This window comes from Altererythrobacter xiamenensis (assembly GCF_900177715.1).
Taxonomy (GTDB): domain Bacteria; phylum Pseudomonadota; class Alphaproteobacteria; order Sphingomonadales; family Sphingomonadaceae; genus Erythrobacter; species Erythrobacter xiamenensis.
This window is the reverse complement of the sequence record NZ_FXWG01000002.1, coordinates 541,237-555,226: the sequence shown is the minus strand read 5'-3', so window position 1 is coordinate 555,226 and position 13,990 is coordinate 541,237. Positions and strand designations below refer to the sequence as shown.

At 59.2% G+C, this 13,990-nt stretch carries 13 protein-coding genes; 10 read left to right on the top strand and 3 right to left on the bottom strand.

Annotation, left to right across the window (positions count from 1 at the left end; genetic code table 11):
• Positions 1–218: 218 nt before the first annotated feature.
• Positions 219–1,199, bottom strand: coding sequence for a GSU2403 family nucleotidyltransferase fold protein (locus CCE89_RS07995; RefSeq protein ID WP_086437509.1), 981 nt, complete (start codon positions 1,197–1,199; stop codon positions 219–221).
• Between the two features lie 146 nt (positions 1,200–1,345).
• Here CCE89_RS07995 and CCE89_RS07990 point away from each other — a divergent pair, with 146 nt between their 5' ends.
• Complete coding sequence (locus CCE89_RS07990; protein WP_086437508.1) at positions 1,346–1,609, top strand: hypothetical protein; 264 nt, start codon at positions 1,346–1,348, stop codon at positions 1,607–1,609.
• A 26-nt stretch (positions 1,610–1,635) separates the two neighbouring features.
• Here the strand turns inward: CCE89_RS07990 and CCE89_RS07985 are convergent, their stop codons facing one another.
• The gene (locus CCE89_RS07985; protein ID WP_234989998.1) at positions 1,636–2,217 is read right to left on the bottom strand and encodes a hypothetical protein; all 582 of its coding nucleotides are present in this window, start codon (positions 2,215–2,217) and stop codon (positions 1,636–1,638) included.
• 349 nt (positions 2,218–2,566) lie between these two features.
• Between CCE89_RS07985 and CCE89_RS07980 the strand changes: the two genes are divergently transcribed.
• The 9 genes from CCE89_RS07980 to CCE89_RS07940 all read left to right on the top strand — a co-directional run bounded on the left by CCE89_RS07980 (position 2,567) and on the right by CCE89_RS07940 (position 12,210).
• A complete protein-coding gene (locus CCE89_RS07980; RefSeq protein WP_086437506.1) occupies positions 2,567–2,758 on the top strand; it encodes a helix-turn-helix transcriptional regulator in 192 nt (63 codons plus the stop codon).
• 42 nt (positions 2,759–2,800) lie between these two features.
• Complete coding sequence (locus tag CCE89_RS07975) at positions 2,801–3,316, top strand: hypothetical protein (RefSeq protein WP_086437505.1); 516 nt, start codon at positions 2,801–2,803, stop codon at positions 3,314–3,316.
• Between the two features lie 201 nt (positions 3,317–3,517).
• Positions 3,518–3,892: a hypothetical protein gene (locus CCE89_RS07970; protein WP_086438035.1), complete on the top strand. Its 375-nt coding sequence runs from the start codon at positions 3,518–3,520 to the stop codon at positions 3,890–3,892.
• Positions 3,889–5,709: a type IV secretion system DNA-binding domain-containing protein gene (locus tag CCE89_RS07965; protein WP_086437504.1), complete on the top strand. Its 1,821-nt coding sequence runs from the start codon at positions 3,889–3,891 to the stop codon at positions 5,707–5,709. Before CCE89_RS07970 ends, CCE89_RS07965 begins: the two co-directional genes overlap by 4 nt.
• Entirely contained in the window at positions 5,709–8,456 is a 2,748-nt protein-coding gene (gene mobF / locus CCE89_RS07960) for a MobF family relaxase (protein ID WP_086437503.1), read from the top strand. Before CCE89_RS07965 ends, mobF begins: the two co-directional genes overlap by 1 nt.
• Before the next feature lie 224 nt (positions 8,457–8,680).
• Entirely contained in the window at positions 8,681–9,559 is an 879-nt protein-coding gene (locus CCE89_RS07955; protein ID WP_086437502.1) for an ArdC family protein, read from the top strand.
• A 49-nt stretch (positions 9,560–9,608) separates the two neighbouring features.
• Entirely contained in the window at positions 9,609–10,016 is a 408-nt protein-coding gene (locus CCE89_RS07950; RefSeq protein ID WP_268762230.1) for a very short patch repair endonuclease, read from the top strand.
• Positions 10,017–10,094: 78 nt separating this feature from the next.
• A complete protein-coding gene (locus CCE89_RS07945) occupies positions 10,095–11,426 on the top strand; it encodes a DNA cytosine methyltransferase (RefSeq protein ID WP_086437501.1) in 1,332 nt (443 codons plus the stop codon).
• On the top strand, positions 11,419–12,210 hold the full coding sequence (locus tag CCE89_RS07940) for an endonuclease (RefSeq protein ID WP_086437500.1): 792 nt from the start codon (positions 11,419–11,421) through the stop codon (positions 12,208–12,210). The genes CCE89_RS07945 and CCE89_RS07940 overlap by 8 nt, the downstream gene beginning before the upstream one ends.
• Before the next feature lie 15 nt (positions 12,211–12,225).
• Here the strand turns inward: CCE89_RS07940 and CCE89_RS07935 are convergent, their stop codons facing one another.
• Positions 12,226–13,854 carry a DUF6119 family protein gene (locus tag CCE89_RS07935; RefSeq protein ID WP_086437499.1) on the bottom strand — a complete coding sequence of 543 codons (1,629 nt, stop codon included), beginning with the start codon at positions 13,852–13,854 and terminating at the stop codon, positions 12,226–12,228.
• Positions 13,855–13,990 lie beyond the last annotated feature (136 nt).

The window sequence follows — 13,990 nt, the reverse complement described above, 5'->3', positions numbered from 1 at the left end:
AAGAGGACTCGAACCGCTCTCAGAATGTCGCAAAACTGCGAGAATCTTGACCTTGGTTACTTAAGTGAGGCCCCCGTCGGTGCCCCCAGATTGCAATTTTACCAGAGGATTTGGGTCCCATCCTCAAAAAAGTCTAATGATTTCAATGCCCGTTCTTTACAGCAAATTTGCGGGAAAGACCAGCCATTTTGTCCCAACCGAGTGACTGAATGCAGGGGCTATCCGCGCGCCTTTGCCCACTCTTCCCAATGGGGCACTAGCTCATCAGGCAGGCTTTTCACAAACGCGTGGCCCAATGAATAATGAGGCATCGCCTCGGCAACCGCGTCGAGCAGCGCAGCTCCCTGCACCGTGTCCTTACGCCGCTTGAGCGGGTCCCGCTTTGCCTGAGCGCCCAACCACAGTTTGTGGAGTGCGAACCAGCGGGGGTCAGGTGCGACGATGCGCGCCGGGCTACCATCACGGCACGGGACGACCTGGTTTACCCGTCGACCCGGCAAGAGCCATTCCTGTTCGGGTAGCGGAACTGGTCTTGGCCGATCCTTCCCGGCAAGCGTCGCAACCCGCGATGGCGCGACCAGCAATTCGACCTCATAGGCCTTCGCGTTGCGCGCCTGGAATTCCCGCTCGGTATTAATCGTGAACGTCGGATCGACCGCTTTAAGCATGTCCCAAAGCTGCGTTCCGTCTTCCGGTTCGTCAGCCGTCCAGGCGAGATCAAAGTCTTCGGTTTCATCGGGCACATCGCGGAACGTGCCAGCAGATTCGATGGCATAGGCTGCCATCGCGTTGGTGCCGACGACAAGCAGGTGGCTACCAAGAAGCGAGCGCCTGTCTGCCTCTCGAAGGATAGGGCCTGCGTCCGCCGAAAGGAGCGGCAAGCGCAACGCGCGGGCAATCCGGCTGCTCTCGCCAAGGGCATCCCGCGCTCCGTCACGGCGCTCCTTCAAAGCAGCCTTTGCAGCCTTGTAGTCCTCCAGCTGAGATTGCTTTTCGTCGTCCCAGGCACCGAGACTTTTCCCGTTCCCGCTGCGATCGAATATCTCATATAGATACTCGTATTCGCCGACCTTCTTACGCCTCAAGTCGTATGGCATCGCATAGAGTTCGCGCTCGGCCTCGATCCATGCGTCATAGCGCTGGCGCATGTTGATGAGCGCGCGTTCCTGTTCGGCAGAGAATGGTTGGATCACAGCCATCGCTGCGATTTATCCCACAAATGTCCAATTTTCAATAAACGCGGGATAAATGCCTTTTTGGCATCACATTCCCCGCAGCCCATCCTTGCCTTGACGGTCCAACCGGATGCATCTTCCTTTATGGAATTAATTGGGTGAGAGTTGCGATGAGCAAACTAGCCGCACAAGTGCTGGCAACAGTGAACGGTCCCTATCGGACTAAGCGATCCGCTCAGCAGCTCGCAGCGCTAATCGCAGACCCTTTGAGCGCGCAGACACACAATGCCGCTGCTTTCGCTTTCTTCTCGGAGATTGCACCGGCAGTCCAATTGGCCTTCATGGCAGAAATGGATGTCGATGAGGCCAAGGTGAAGGCAGTCGCACGTCAATTTGCGGGCATGGCCGGGTACCCGTTGCCTCTGGCACCTTGAAGGCCAAGGGCAGCTGAATTCGGGATTCACTCAGTCCCAATATCAGCCCATTCAAGAACCAGCTTGTCACCTTTTACACGGGGCAAGGACTTGCGTGGAATGAGCTTCCCGCGCACTTCGAAGTCAGATGTGATCTTGACCAGAAAGACCATGCTGAAGTTCCGTTTGAGGTTTAGGGTGACCCGGTCATTGCTTTTGAATGGCGTGATTGTCTTGACCTCGACCAGGTCATTTCCGAGCCGTCCGTCCGATCCTTGAGCGTAGTTGCGGTGCAGCTTGATGCCGTGCGTGATCGCCCCGTAGAGTTCTCCGATATCGCCATACACCTGAAGGTGCTTGCCTGTGTGAAGGTGATAACCTTCAGCCGTGGCGATCAGGTTCTCGAAAATCGAGACCAGCGACAGATCGGCATTGGGATATTTTGCCCGCCATTCCTTGTACTGGATTTGCTCGTTGATTTCGTCCCAGCTGATCCATTCGCCATCATCCCAGATGGCATTGTCCGGCCCAAGTTGCTGCATCCGCAATCCCACTAACTTGTAAAGATTCTCGCGTTTTCTTTGCATGTCCGCAGCAACGTGCAAAGCGAAAGCGCGTTTGCTTGTCATATAGGCTCAGGATGCGATTTGCGCGGCAACCGGTCTTTCGCTGCACCAGAACCGTAGATTCGGACCTGCATTGGCCCGAAACGGACACCAGCGGGAAAATTTCTTTCAGTCCCGGACTGTCCATAGCGATCCAACAGCGTCCACCCGCCATTGCGGAACGGCATTAGTTCTCTTCTTGTTCTTTCCTACAGCCTTGCGATTCGCATAGCTTGGCCAGCGTCACCTAAGCCAAGGGTGGCGCTGAGTTGAACATCTGATCGCACGGTCCGCAACGGCAATTTGAGAACCAACCCATCGTCGCAGGGGAGTGCGGCAACGGTGACAGAACCCTGAAGCGAAGGAGTCTGTCATGTCGAATATCGAACTACTCACCTGCCATGAGGTCATGCGCCTCACCGGCATCCGCAGCCGGACAACGATCTGGCGACGCATCCGACGCGGTGCCTTTCCACATCCGATAGACATTGGCGGCGGGCGTATCCGCTGGCGTTCCACTGACATCGAGGAGTGGATCGAGGCCCTCCCCCAGCGCAGCTATTGACCCCTCCAAGGCGGGCAATGGCCCGCAGAAAGCATCTCCCCCATGTCTATCCTTTCCCTGATCAACGCAGCCCTGCAGAAGCATGGCTGGCTGTTCACTCGCCTTCCGAGCGACCAAGAAGAGCGCGCAGCCCAGCTCGTCGAATTGCTCGTTGAAGACACTGCCGACGGGCGCGCCCGTCGGTACACACTACAACCCTGGCTCTGGTACGAGCGCCCGGTCCGCGAGCGGTTTGAAGGGCAAGATTGTTGCCTCACTGTCGAGGGGCCAATTTACCGGAGCCGAGACGGAACCGGGTATCCGCTTGGCAGCCAGCTTCGCACCGAATTCGGGTGGCTCGACCTCACGCCAGAAGAGACCAACTCGATCGCAGATGAGGTTCGGTCCGCAATCGATCTGACCCTGCTTCGCTGGTTCACGCGTCCCGATATGGCAGACCGCCAATTGCTGTCCCGCCAGTCGCGCGACCGCTACTTCGACGACGAAGTCGCCCGTAATCTGATCCTGTCTGCGACGCCTCCAACGGCAAGCATGGAGCAAGACGCCCATGCCAATTGACCGGAGAAAGACTGGCGACAGAAGGGGCCACGATACTGCGTATCGGACCCGTAATTTCCATACACACCCCACGCACGTGTGCATCGAGGATTTCTGCGGTTTCTGGAGCGCGCGGATAGCGCGCTCCCTGAAACGAAGCGTTCAGACCCTCGCAATTCTGCCGTTCCTGGAGCGCGCTTCGAGCGCGCGCGGGAGGTGGTGATGGCGAGCCACATAAAGCGCACCATCCGCCTCAATCCTTCGCAGGCACGGTCGCTGTCCGGCATCGCCGACCGGCGCGGATTGTCGGAGTATGCGATGCTCCTGAAAGTGATCGACGCGGGCTTTCTTTCGGTCCTGCACGGCACCGACAAGGAAACCGATCTCGCCGAAATGGCGCGCGAGATCGGGGCGATATCGGAGCGCCTCGCCGAAGCCGAACGGGTGCTCGACCGCACCCTGTTCACCGCCTGTGCGGCCTACGCTTACGCCCGCCATGCCGCGCTGGGCACGAAGAAATCCGACGAGACAATTGCAGCCGAAGCGCGCGCCGCATTCGAGCGCCAGCGCTCGCTCGCTCTGGAGATTAAGCCATGACCATGGGAGTAGATTTTGTCACCCGCGCACATGCCCTCTGGCGTGTGCGCATGGCGCAATGGCAGCAGCGCTTCGGCTTCTTTTCGAAGCTGATCCTTGTCTCAACCGGAGCCGGGGCGATCATCGCGCCGCAGTTCATGATGCTCCCCGCAGAGCTCAAGGTTGCAGGCCAGTGCCTCGGTGCAAAACTGCTCGCCATGCTTGGTGAAATGGCGGGCAAGGACATGATGATGAACGTCTCGATGGAGGGCAAACACTGGACCGTTTCCGCTTCCGGCTTTGCTAGCGATCCGTTCATTGAAGGCGCGCTCTGGAAAGCCTTGAAGGTATCGAGCGGAGGAGCGTTCCTCGGTCTCGTCATTGGCGTTCTCGCGGCCTGGCTGATCCAACGCACCATGTCAGCACAAGGCAAGGATACGCTGGCTGACCGGGTCATTGGCGGCACCCGCGTGGCAGATGAAGAGGATGTCGCTGCACAGACCACTTTGCTCTGTGGCAGGGACGCCCTGCGCATAGGACCGGTTCCCGTTCCGCGCCGCATCGAGACCCGTCACTTCGCCTTTCTCGGCACCACCGGCAGCGGCAAGACCACTGCCTTGCGCCAGATGCTCGACGGCATCGAGAGGCGTGGAGAAGCGGCGCTGGTCTATGACACATCGGGCGAGTTCATCGCCCACTATTACAACCCCGCGCGCGGGGACATCATCCTCAATCCCTTCGATGCGCGCTGCGCCTTCTGGACGCCCTTCGACGAGATATCGCACCCCGCCGACGCCGACCGGATAGCCCGCCAGCTGGTCTCGGAAACCAGCAGCCAGGATGACGACGTCTGGCTCGAAACAAGCCGCATTCTTGTCGCCAACATGATCCGCTCGCTTTGGGCGGAAAAGAACTGCAGCCTCGAAGCCTTGCTCGAAGCCTTGCAGGTGAAGGACAAGGAGCAGTTGAAGGAGTGGCTGGGGCATACGTCATCCGCCCGCACCTTTGCCAATGACGCCGACCGCGCGACGGGCAGCGTGCTGTTCATGCTCGCCAAGGCCGCAAACCTGATCCAGTTCCTGAAGGTCGAAGATGAGGGAGAGGACCACTTCGCCTTCCGCGACTTCATCGCCAAGCTGGATGAGTGCGAGGGCGCAAAGCCCTGGATCTTCGTCCCTCGCAAAGAGGATTATTTTGAAGCGTCCAAGCCGCTCATGGCGTGCTGGCTAGAATGCGCGGCAAGCGCGGTGCTGGGCCTGTCGCCATCGCCCAAACGCCGCATCTGGTTCGTGCTCGACGAACTGGCCGACCTGCCGCGCGTCGAGAACCTGGCTCGCCTTCTGCCAGAAGGACGCAAGTTCGGCGCGGCGATTGTGCTGACCTTCCAGGCGCTCGGGCAGATGCGCAATCGCTACGGTGCCAACATCGCCGAGGCCATGCTCGCCTGCTGCAACACCAAGCTGTTCCTGCAAACCGTCGACCAGGAAACCCGCAAATGGGCGAGCGAGACCATCGGCCAGTGCGAGGTGGAATTGCGCGTTGCCACCGACACACTCTCGATTGGCAGCGAAGTGCCGCGCACGACTATTGCTACCCAGCGCCAGTTCCGTCCTGCCGTACTCGAAAGCGAACTGCGGCTTGTCCCACATCAGGGCTATCTGCTTCTTCCCGATGGTCTGCCGGTAGCCCGCATCGGCCTTACCGCAGATCACATCACCCGGCGTGGCGACCCTCGTCAGCCTGCCTACGTGCCAGGCGATCCGGCAGGCACGCTGTGGAGCCGGGTCAGCGAGATCGCGAAAGGCGCCGAGCCCGACGCAAAACCGGGACCGGTCTGATGGTTGCTTCGGTCTCTGCCCTGTCGAGCGCCGGTCAGGCCGCGAGCTACTACGAGGCCGACGATTACTATGCCGAAGGCGGCAGGGCTCCGTCCGAATGGTTTGGTGAGGCAGCGGAGAAGCTGGGCCTGTCAGGCGAGGTCGATCGCGACAAGTTTGCCGAATTGCTCGAAGGCCGGATTGCCGGACAGCAACTCGGCACAACCCGCGATGGCAAGGTCGAGCACCGGCCTGGCTGGGATATCACCTTGTCCGCACCCAAGTCGGTCTCGATCATGGCCGAGGTTGCCGGAGACAAGCGGCTGATCAAGGCGCATAGAGCGGCGGTGAAAGTGGCTCTCGCCCATGTCGAAAAGCACATGGCGGCAACACGGATCAGGCAGGGCGGCGAGGTCCGGCGCGAAGCGACCGGCAATCTCGCCATCGCCACCTTCCGCCATGCCACAAGCCGGGCGCAGGACCCGCAGTTGCATACCCATGCCGTCGTGATCCACGCCACGCAGGACAAGGATGGCAACTGGCGCAGTCTGGAGCCACGCGCCTTTTACCAGCTGCAAAAGGAGATCGGTGCGATCTACCGGCAGGAACTGGCGCACGGCGTTGCCGCGCTGGGATACAAGATCGAAGTGGCCAAAGACTCGCTCTTCGAGATCGCAGGTGTTCCGGAGAAGGCCATCGATGCGCTGAGCCAGCGCACCGCAGCGATCGATGCCCGGCTTGTCGAGCGCGGCACGAGCCGCGCGGAAGCCAGTGCCGCCGAAAAGCAGATTGCCGCGCTCGATACGCGCGAGGCCAAGACCAGCACGGATCATCGCACCTTGCGGGCCGACTGGCGGGCGACTGCCGATACCAACGGGTTCGACAATGCAGCGCGAGACAGGCTGATCAGTCAAGCGAGAGAGCGGGCCAAGAGCAGCGAAGCAACGGTCAGCCCGGAATTGCTGGCTAGGCAGGCCGTGGCTTGGGCTGCTGCCAAGCTGTCCGAACGCGAGGCGGTGTTTTCTTCCAGCACGCTGGCGCGCGAGGCCGGGGACTTCGCATTCGGCAGGGCCGGGCACGGCGCCATCACTGCTGCGATCGCCGAGGCCGGAGAGAGTGGCGAGCTAGTCCCGCGCACTTGCCTGGACAGACGCGGGGCGGATTTTTTCGGTTTCACGACGCCGCAGGCCATCGAGACCGAGCGCACCATGTTGCGACTTGAGCAAGCCGGGCGTGGCATGGCGCAATCGCTTGCCACGCCGGTGGCAGCAGCACGGACCATCGAACGCGCCGCGCGGCAATCAGCCCGATCCGGCTACGCCTGGAGCGAGGACCAGAAGCGGGCGACCGCAGACCTGCTCACTTCGCGTAACCGGATCGCCGCCGTACAGGGCTATGCCGGGACGGCCAAGACCACGACAGTGCTCGCAACCTATGCACGCGAGGCCCGGCGACATGGGCTTGCCGTAACTGCGCTCGCGCCAACCGCATCGGCAGCAACCGTGCTTGGCGAGGCGCTAGGTCTGCGCGGAGATACCGTGGCGCGGCATTTGCTCGCGCCCGAGGCGAAAACAGCGGGGAAGGACGCCGTCTGGATCGTCGATGAAGCCTCAATGCTTTCGGCCCACGATATGGCGAAACTCATGACCCGCGCCGACAAGGCCGGAGCCCGGCTTGTTCTGGTCGGCGATGTCAAGCAGCTGGGCTCGGTCGGAGCGGGTGCAGCCTTTGCCCAGATGCAGGAGGCAGGCATGGCGACCGTGAAACTTGCCGACGTGGTCCGACAGACCAATGCCGCGACCCGCGAAGCCGTCATGGCCTCGATAGAGGGCCATGCGGGCAAAGCCCTGGCCGCGCTTGAACGTGGCGGCGGCAAGGTGATCGAAGGCGCAATGCCCGATGAGCGCCTTGGGGCGATGGCCCGGCATTATCTGGCCATGGCACCAACAGAGCGCGCCCGGACGCTGGTTATCGAACCATCGCGCGAAGGCCGCGACCGGCTCACCGACATGATCCGAGCAAAGCTGACCGGACGCGGCGAGCTGTCTGCTGATGTGGTCCGGTTCCACGCTCTTGAAGCGAAAGGTCTGACCCGTGCCGAAGCGCGCGAGGCGGCAAGCTATGCCATCGGCGATGTCGTCCGGTTCAGCCGCGACTATGCCGCCAAAGACGTGCGCCGGGGCGAGAGCTTTGCGATTGCCGCCATCGATCCCGAGCGCGGGCGCATTGCCCTCGAAGGCCGCGATGGACAGTCGCTTGACTGGCATCCCCGGCAGTGGGGCGCTGGCAAAGCCGAAGCCTTCGAGCCGAAACCGATGGAGCTGCGCACAGGCGACCGGGTGCAGTTCACTCGCAACGACCGCGAGGCGGGGCGGGTCAATGGCCTTGGTGGGACCGTCACACGCATCGATCCCGCCCGTGACCGGGCAACGGTGAAGCTCGCCAACGGACGCGAGCAGACGCTCGATCTCTCCGATCCTCGCGACGCCCATTTGCGCCACGCCTATGTCCAGACTGCCCACGCCGCGCAGGGCCAGACCGCCGAACGCGTCCTGATCCATGCAGACAGCCGATCCACCAATCTGGTTGATCAGAAGATGCTCTATGTCGCGCTATCGCGCGCAAAGGCCGAGGCGGTGGTTGTCACCGACGACAAGGACCGGCTTGTCCGCGCGATCTACGAGCGCGCAGGCGAGAAGCAGACGGCCATGACCGCGAGCACTCCCGAAGCCGGAAAGTCAAAGGCAATGGGTGCTGGGATGGGATGATGATCGAATAGCCCCGGCGGTGGCAGGCCATGGCGTCCTTCGCCCTGCCGTTGGAATGAACTGCTCCTCTTCGACAGGCCGTACCGGGCGGATCAACAGCCTGCCCGCTCCATTCGGGCTGAAGCCCTCCCGTGTTGCCTGCTCCGCGTAACCGCTGACCCGCCCGGCCAATCCGGCCCGTCCCTTCATCCGCGTTCCCAACGATTGGACGAAGGATCTTCACCATGGCTAGCACCACAACCGCCAGCATTTACGACACGATCACCAACCAGATCATCGCCGCCCTTGAACGCGGCACCGACAAGTTTTCGCTCCCTTGGCATCGCAGCACCGCGCCGCTTTCGCGACCCAAAAATGCAGCGACCGGGAAAGCCTATCGCGGCGTCAACGTACTTGCCCTTTGGGCGAGCGCCGAAGCGCAAGACTTCGGGCACGGTCTTTGGGCGACCTATCGCCAGTGGCAGTCACTCGGTGCTCAGGTTCGCAAGGGCGAGAAGGCTTCGCCCATCGTGTTCTACAAGGTCTTTGATAAGCGCAATGACGATCAAGCCGAGGAAAGAGACAGCTCGACCCGCATCTTCGCGCAGGCCTCGCACGTGTTTAACGCCAGCCAGGTCGAGGGCTACGCTCTGCCCGAAGTGCCGGACGGCGAAGACTTCGACCCTATCCCGCAGGCGGACAGCTTCGTTGCGGGCACAGGTGCCAGCGTGCGCATCCATGGCGATAGCGCTCACTACACCCCTTCTACCGACACGATCACCATGCCAGACCGCGAGCGGTTCTTCGCAACGGCCAGCGGCAGCGCGGCGCAGAACTGGTACGCAACCTTGATGCACGAGCTCATCCATTGGTCTGGCGCTGACCACCGCCTTGCCCGGACATTCGGCAAGCGGTTCGGCGACGATGCCTACGCCATGGAAGAACTGGTGGCCGAGCTTGGTTCAGCATTCCTCTGCGGCGACCTTGGCCTTTCCGCCAGCCCGCGCCCGGATCACGCCAGCTACCTGGCGAGCTGGCTGAAGGTGCTTAGGGCCGACAACCGGGCGATCTTCACTGCCGCGAGCGCGGCGGCCAAAGCTGCTGAGTTCTTGCGTTCGGACTGAATTAGAAATCTACTTTCATTTGGCATCAGCCGGAAGGTAGATTGCTCCGGTGGATACGCGCAGCCCCGAACAGCGCCGGCGCATCATGCAAGCCGTTGGCACCAAGAACACCGGGCCGGAAATGAAGGTTAGGCAGATACTGCACGCCTTGGGCCTTCGCTTCCGACTTCACCGCAAAGACTTACCTGGCAAACCTGATATCGTCCTACCCCGCCACCGGAAGGTAATCTTCGTTCATGGTTGCTTTTGGCATGCCCATGGATGCGCCAAAGGCCAACCGCCCAAATCCCGACCAGATTATTGGCTTCCCAAACTTGCACGTAACGTGGAACGTGATAGAACAAAAAAAGAACAACTTGAGTCGTTGGGGTGGCAAGTGCTCGTCCTTTGGCAATGCGAAATCAAAGAATCCGAACAGCTCGCAGCGCGCCTACAAGCCTTTGTGGATGAATCCTAAATTTCGATCGACAGGCCGGGCAGCCCACGATAGACTGAATGATGAATCGACGAGAACCAAATTGAAGGACAGCAGTGCATGAGACCGGTGGGGATAGACTTATTTGCAGGGGCGGGAGGCTTGAGCCTCGGTTTCGAGCAGGCCGGATTCGATATTGCCGCAGCGGTCGAAATCGATCCCGTTCATTGCGCAGTCCATAAATACAATTTCCCCGACACAACTGTCATTCCGCAATCTGTCGCTGGCCTTAGCGGCGATGACATCCGCAAGTTCGCCGGGATCGGCAACACGACTGTCGATTGCGTGTTTGGCGGCGCGCCGTGCCAAGGGTTTTCGCTCATCGGTCACCGTGTCCTTGCCGATCCACGTAACAAGCTTGTGCTGGATTTTGTGCGGATCGTTTCTGAGCTTCGCGCCCGCACGTTCGTTTTCGAAAACGTCAAAGGATTGACGGTGGGAAAACATAAAGCCTTCCTAAAGGAGCTGGTCGAGGCCTTCGATGATGTCGGATACGAGGTGCGCCTGCCCTGGAAGGTGCTTAATGCCGGTCATTATGGCACGCCGCAGTTCCGCGAGCGCCTCATTCTCTTCGGGTGCCGCAAGGGAGAGAAATTGCCGGATTATCCTGCGCCATTCACCAATCTTGCTGGACGCAACAAGGCAATTGCAGGCCTTCCGGACGGCCCGACTGCCGAGGACGCGCTTGACGATCTTCCTGATGCCGACCGGTTCCAAACGCTGGCCAATACCGATTCTGTCCGGACAACCTCATTCGGCCCTCCTTCGGATTACGCCGCTGAGTTGCGTTGTTTAACAAACGATGCGTGGCACTTCGGATATGTTCGAGATTGGGACCCGACCAGCCTGACATCGAGCTACCGCACGCAGCATACTGACATTTCCCGTAATCGCTTTGCCGAAACCGAACCCGGATCGGTTGAACCGATCAGCCGCTTTTACAAGCTCGCGCATGACGGCGTATCGAATACGCTGCGCGCCGGTACGGACGGCGCACGAGGAGCCTTCACGAGCCCGAGGCCGATCCACTACCGCTATGATCGTTGCGTAACTGTACGAGAAATGGCGCGCTTGCACGGCTTTCCCGACTGGTTTCGTTTCAATATCACCAAGTGGCATGGCGCGCGGCAGATCGGAAATGCTGTGCCCCCGCCTCTCGCCAGGGCCGTTGCGGCACAAGTGATGAAGGCGCTCGGCGCCAAGCCGCTCAGGCCGGAGCAAGTCTTGCCACTTGGCGAGGAAGAGTTGCTGTCTTTCGATCTGACTGGCGCATCCGATTATTTCGGCGTCGAACCGCTACCTAGCCGCCGCGACCGCAAAAGCGGAGCCACTAAGCGCAAGCAGGTCGATATCGAACGCGAACGCATGGCTGAGCAGACTGCATATGCCTAAGAAGAGTCCAAACCGCTACGAGGCGCTGATCGAGAAGATTTTCTTAGATCACTATAGCCCTGGGGCAACCGCGTTGGATTTCACCCGGCAGGAAATCAAAGACGCTGCCGTGACATTGGATATCGCACTTCCGGACAATGTTGGGGATGTGATCTATTCCTTCCGGTTCAGGAACGATCTGCCCGCCCAGATCGTCGCGACCCAGCCTGAAGGGATGGAATGGATTATCGAGCTTGCAGGGCGATCACGTTACCGCTTTTCACTCGTCAAGATCAGCCGCGTCATTCCGCGCGATGATCTTGCTCGCATCGATATCCCCGATGCCACGCCCGAGGTCATTCGCGCCTACGCGCTCGACGACGAGCAAGCGCTCTTGGCGATTGTCCGGTATAATCGCTTGATAGACACCTTTCTTAGCCTCACCACCTACAGCCTGCAAAACCATCTACGCACGACCGTCAAAGGGATCGGCCAGATCGAGATCGATGAGCTCTACGTCGGGATCGACAAGCGCGGCTGCCACTACATCATTCCTGTCCAGGCCAAAGGCGGGAAGGACCAGATCGGCATCGTGCAGGCGACGCAAGATATCAGGTTCGTTGAGCAGAAATTCCCAGGCATGCGGTGCAAGGCGATTGCGGCGCAATTCATGGACGACGATATCGTCGCGCTCTTCGAGTTGACGATACAGAACGAGGAAATCAAAGTCGTCGAAGAGCGGCACTACAAACTCGTACCGGCAAAGAAACTCGATCAGAACGCGATACGGGACTATCGCGATTGACCGGTCATCGTTCGATTACGGGTTAGATAGCTTGATGAAAGACACCTCGACAGCCTTGTACCCAAGGGCTTCGATTTCGCGCTTTGTTTCATCGAGCGTCACACGCGAAAAGAAGGGGATCGTGTAGTCACCTGACTGATTGGGGAAATCCCCAAATTTGAATTCGACAGTCCAATCGTATGGGAATGAGTTCTGAAGATCAGCGAGTGTCGCTGGGTCGACGAGCTTCTCCAAGCGGTTGAAAAACTCATTCCGTATCTGGTCATATGTTCGCAAAAATTTGGCTGAGTTCATGCCCTGAGTGAGGAAGTGGCTGATCACGCTTGATCGCCGACCGCTCTTCTTGACGTGGATGAGCCTTTTTTGCTTCACCTCGAATAGGTCGCAAATTTCGACACCCGGCCCCGGCGTGTTGGGAATTGGAACGAGGTCCGCGTCAAATAGCAACAAGTTAGGATCGGCGTTCGCTACACGCTTGTTGAAGTCGCCCTCTGGTTCATAAACAGAGGTCTTACCCTTTTTCCCGCGCGTAATGATTGGCCACGGCAAGTATGCCTTGTCCCAACCCTTCGATGCCTTCGCGAACGCGTCGTTGGCCGACTTTTGTAGAGCCTCATCGATCCGGTACCATTTCCCCTCATTCAGAGCATATCTTTTCGTCCCATCGACGATTGAACCAACAAGCCCCCTGTAAAGCGTCCATTCCTTCAAGCGATGCGTTCCATCGATGTTGTGGGTCACGACGCAGTACGCGTGAAGATCGTCCGTCGTTTCCAGATCGCCAACCACATCAAGAAACGTAGCTAGCGAGATGTCGGGGTATTGTGCCCGAGACTTTGCTCCCGATATCGTCATGTAGCCGATTGGCTCGGTATCGATTTCTGGTGCCCCAAGCTCGAAGGACGGATCTTCGGAATTCAAATCGTCCAGAAGCGCCTGGTCGAGCTTTTTTACGAGCATCACATCAAGAACGGGTTTGATCTTGTCGATAATCCCAAACGCCGTCTTTTTGTAGCTGGTCGCGCTGTATAAATCTAGGAGCGCTTCTCCGAGCTCATGGAGCTCGCCGACATCTTTGTCGGATATCAGTGTAATCGAACTGGCTCCACTAAGCGCGGAGTTACCGTCCTTCGCGTTGCCGCTAAGTTTCCGAACAAGGCTCAGCGCTCTATCGACATTGAACTCCTGAAGCCTCGTAATACCCGCCGCCTGAGTTGCATCGCGGATGACACTACCGAGGTTGGCTTTCTCGACCAGTTTTACATTCTCGTCTGAAAGTGAATTGGCCGCCACCAACAACCCGAAATCATTCTCCCGCCTATCGCTATTGAGCATGGTATGGCCATGTCCGTACGAGCAGGCGAATACCCTGTTCTTGCATTTGAACAGCACCACAGCGGCCGATGAAGCCGACCGAATCTTCCCGTCAATTTCGAAGAAATCATCGAGCTTCGTCGCCCAACCGGGCACCGAGTTGATAGTCGGCTTGTGATACAAGGCGCACTCAAACGGAAAGGCCTTGCGCAATTCAATCTGAATCGATTTAGCTCTTGCATTTTCTGTGAGGAAATCGGCGAGGTCCTTCACGGACTCCGACGCGAGGTGAATCGAATATTTGATCTTTTTTTCGGGCTCTTGGGCCATTCTGCTTTCCTATTCGATGGAACCTAACCCATAGAAGTGTAAAGAGAAACGAATTGAAATGAAGTTGCCCCCCTTCAAATTGAAAGGGGTTTCAGAATATGCCTTCTTGCTCTGCCGGGCTTCGGCCCCAATCACG

Bases quoted from the DNA above. Each gene is read 5' to 3' on its own strand.
- CCE89_RS07995 (WP_086437509.1), bottom strand. From the start codon at position 1,199: ATGGCTGTGATCCAACCATTCTCTGCCGAACAGGAACGCGCGCTCATC.
- CCE89_RS07990 (WP_086437508.1), top strand. From the start codon at position 1,346: ATGAGCAAACTAGCCGCACAAGTGCTGGCAACAGTGAACGGTCCCTAT.
- CCE89_RS07985 (WP_234989998.1), bottom strand. From the start codon at position 2,217: ATGACAAGCAAACGCGCTTTCGCTTTGCACGTTGCTGCGGACATGCAA.
- CCE89_RS07980 (WP_086437506.1), top strand. From the start codon at position 2,567: ATGTCGAATATCGAACTACTCACCTGCCATGAGGTCATGCGCCTCACC.
- CCE89_RS07975 (WP_086437505.1), top strand. From the start codon at position 2,801: ATGTCTATCCTTTCCCTGATCAACGCAGCCCTGCAGAAGCATGGCTGG.
- CCE89_RS07970 (WP_086438035.1), top strand. From the start codon at position 3,518: ATGGCGAGCCACATAAAGCGCACCATCCGCCTCAATCCTTCGCAGGCA.
- CCE89_RS07965 (WP_086437504.1), top strand. From the start codon at position 3,889: ATGACCATGGGAGTAGATTTTGTCACCCGCGCACATGCCCTCTGGCGT.
- mobF (WP_086437503.1), top strand. From the start codon at position 5,709: ATGGTTGCTTCGGTCTCTGCCCTGTCGAGCGCCGGTCAGGCCGCGAGC.
- CCE89_RS07955 (WP_086437502.1), top strand. From the start codon at position 8,681: ATGGCTAGCACCACAACCGCCAGCATTTACGACACGATCACCAACCAG.
- CCE89_RS07945 (WP_086437501.1), top strand. From the start codon at position 10,095: ATGAGACCGGTGGGGATAGACTTATTTGCAGGGGCGGGAGGCTTGAGC.
- CCE89_RS07940 (WP_086437500.1), top strand. From the start codon at position 11,419: ATGCCTAAGAAGAGTCCAAACCGCTACGAGGCGCTGATCGAGAAGATT.
- CCE89_RS07935 (WP_086437499.1), bottom strand. From the start codon at position 13,854: ATGGCCCAAGAGCCCGAAAAAAAGATCAAATATTCGATTCACCTCGCG.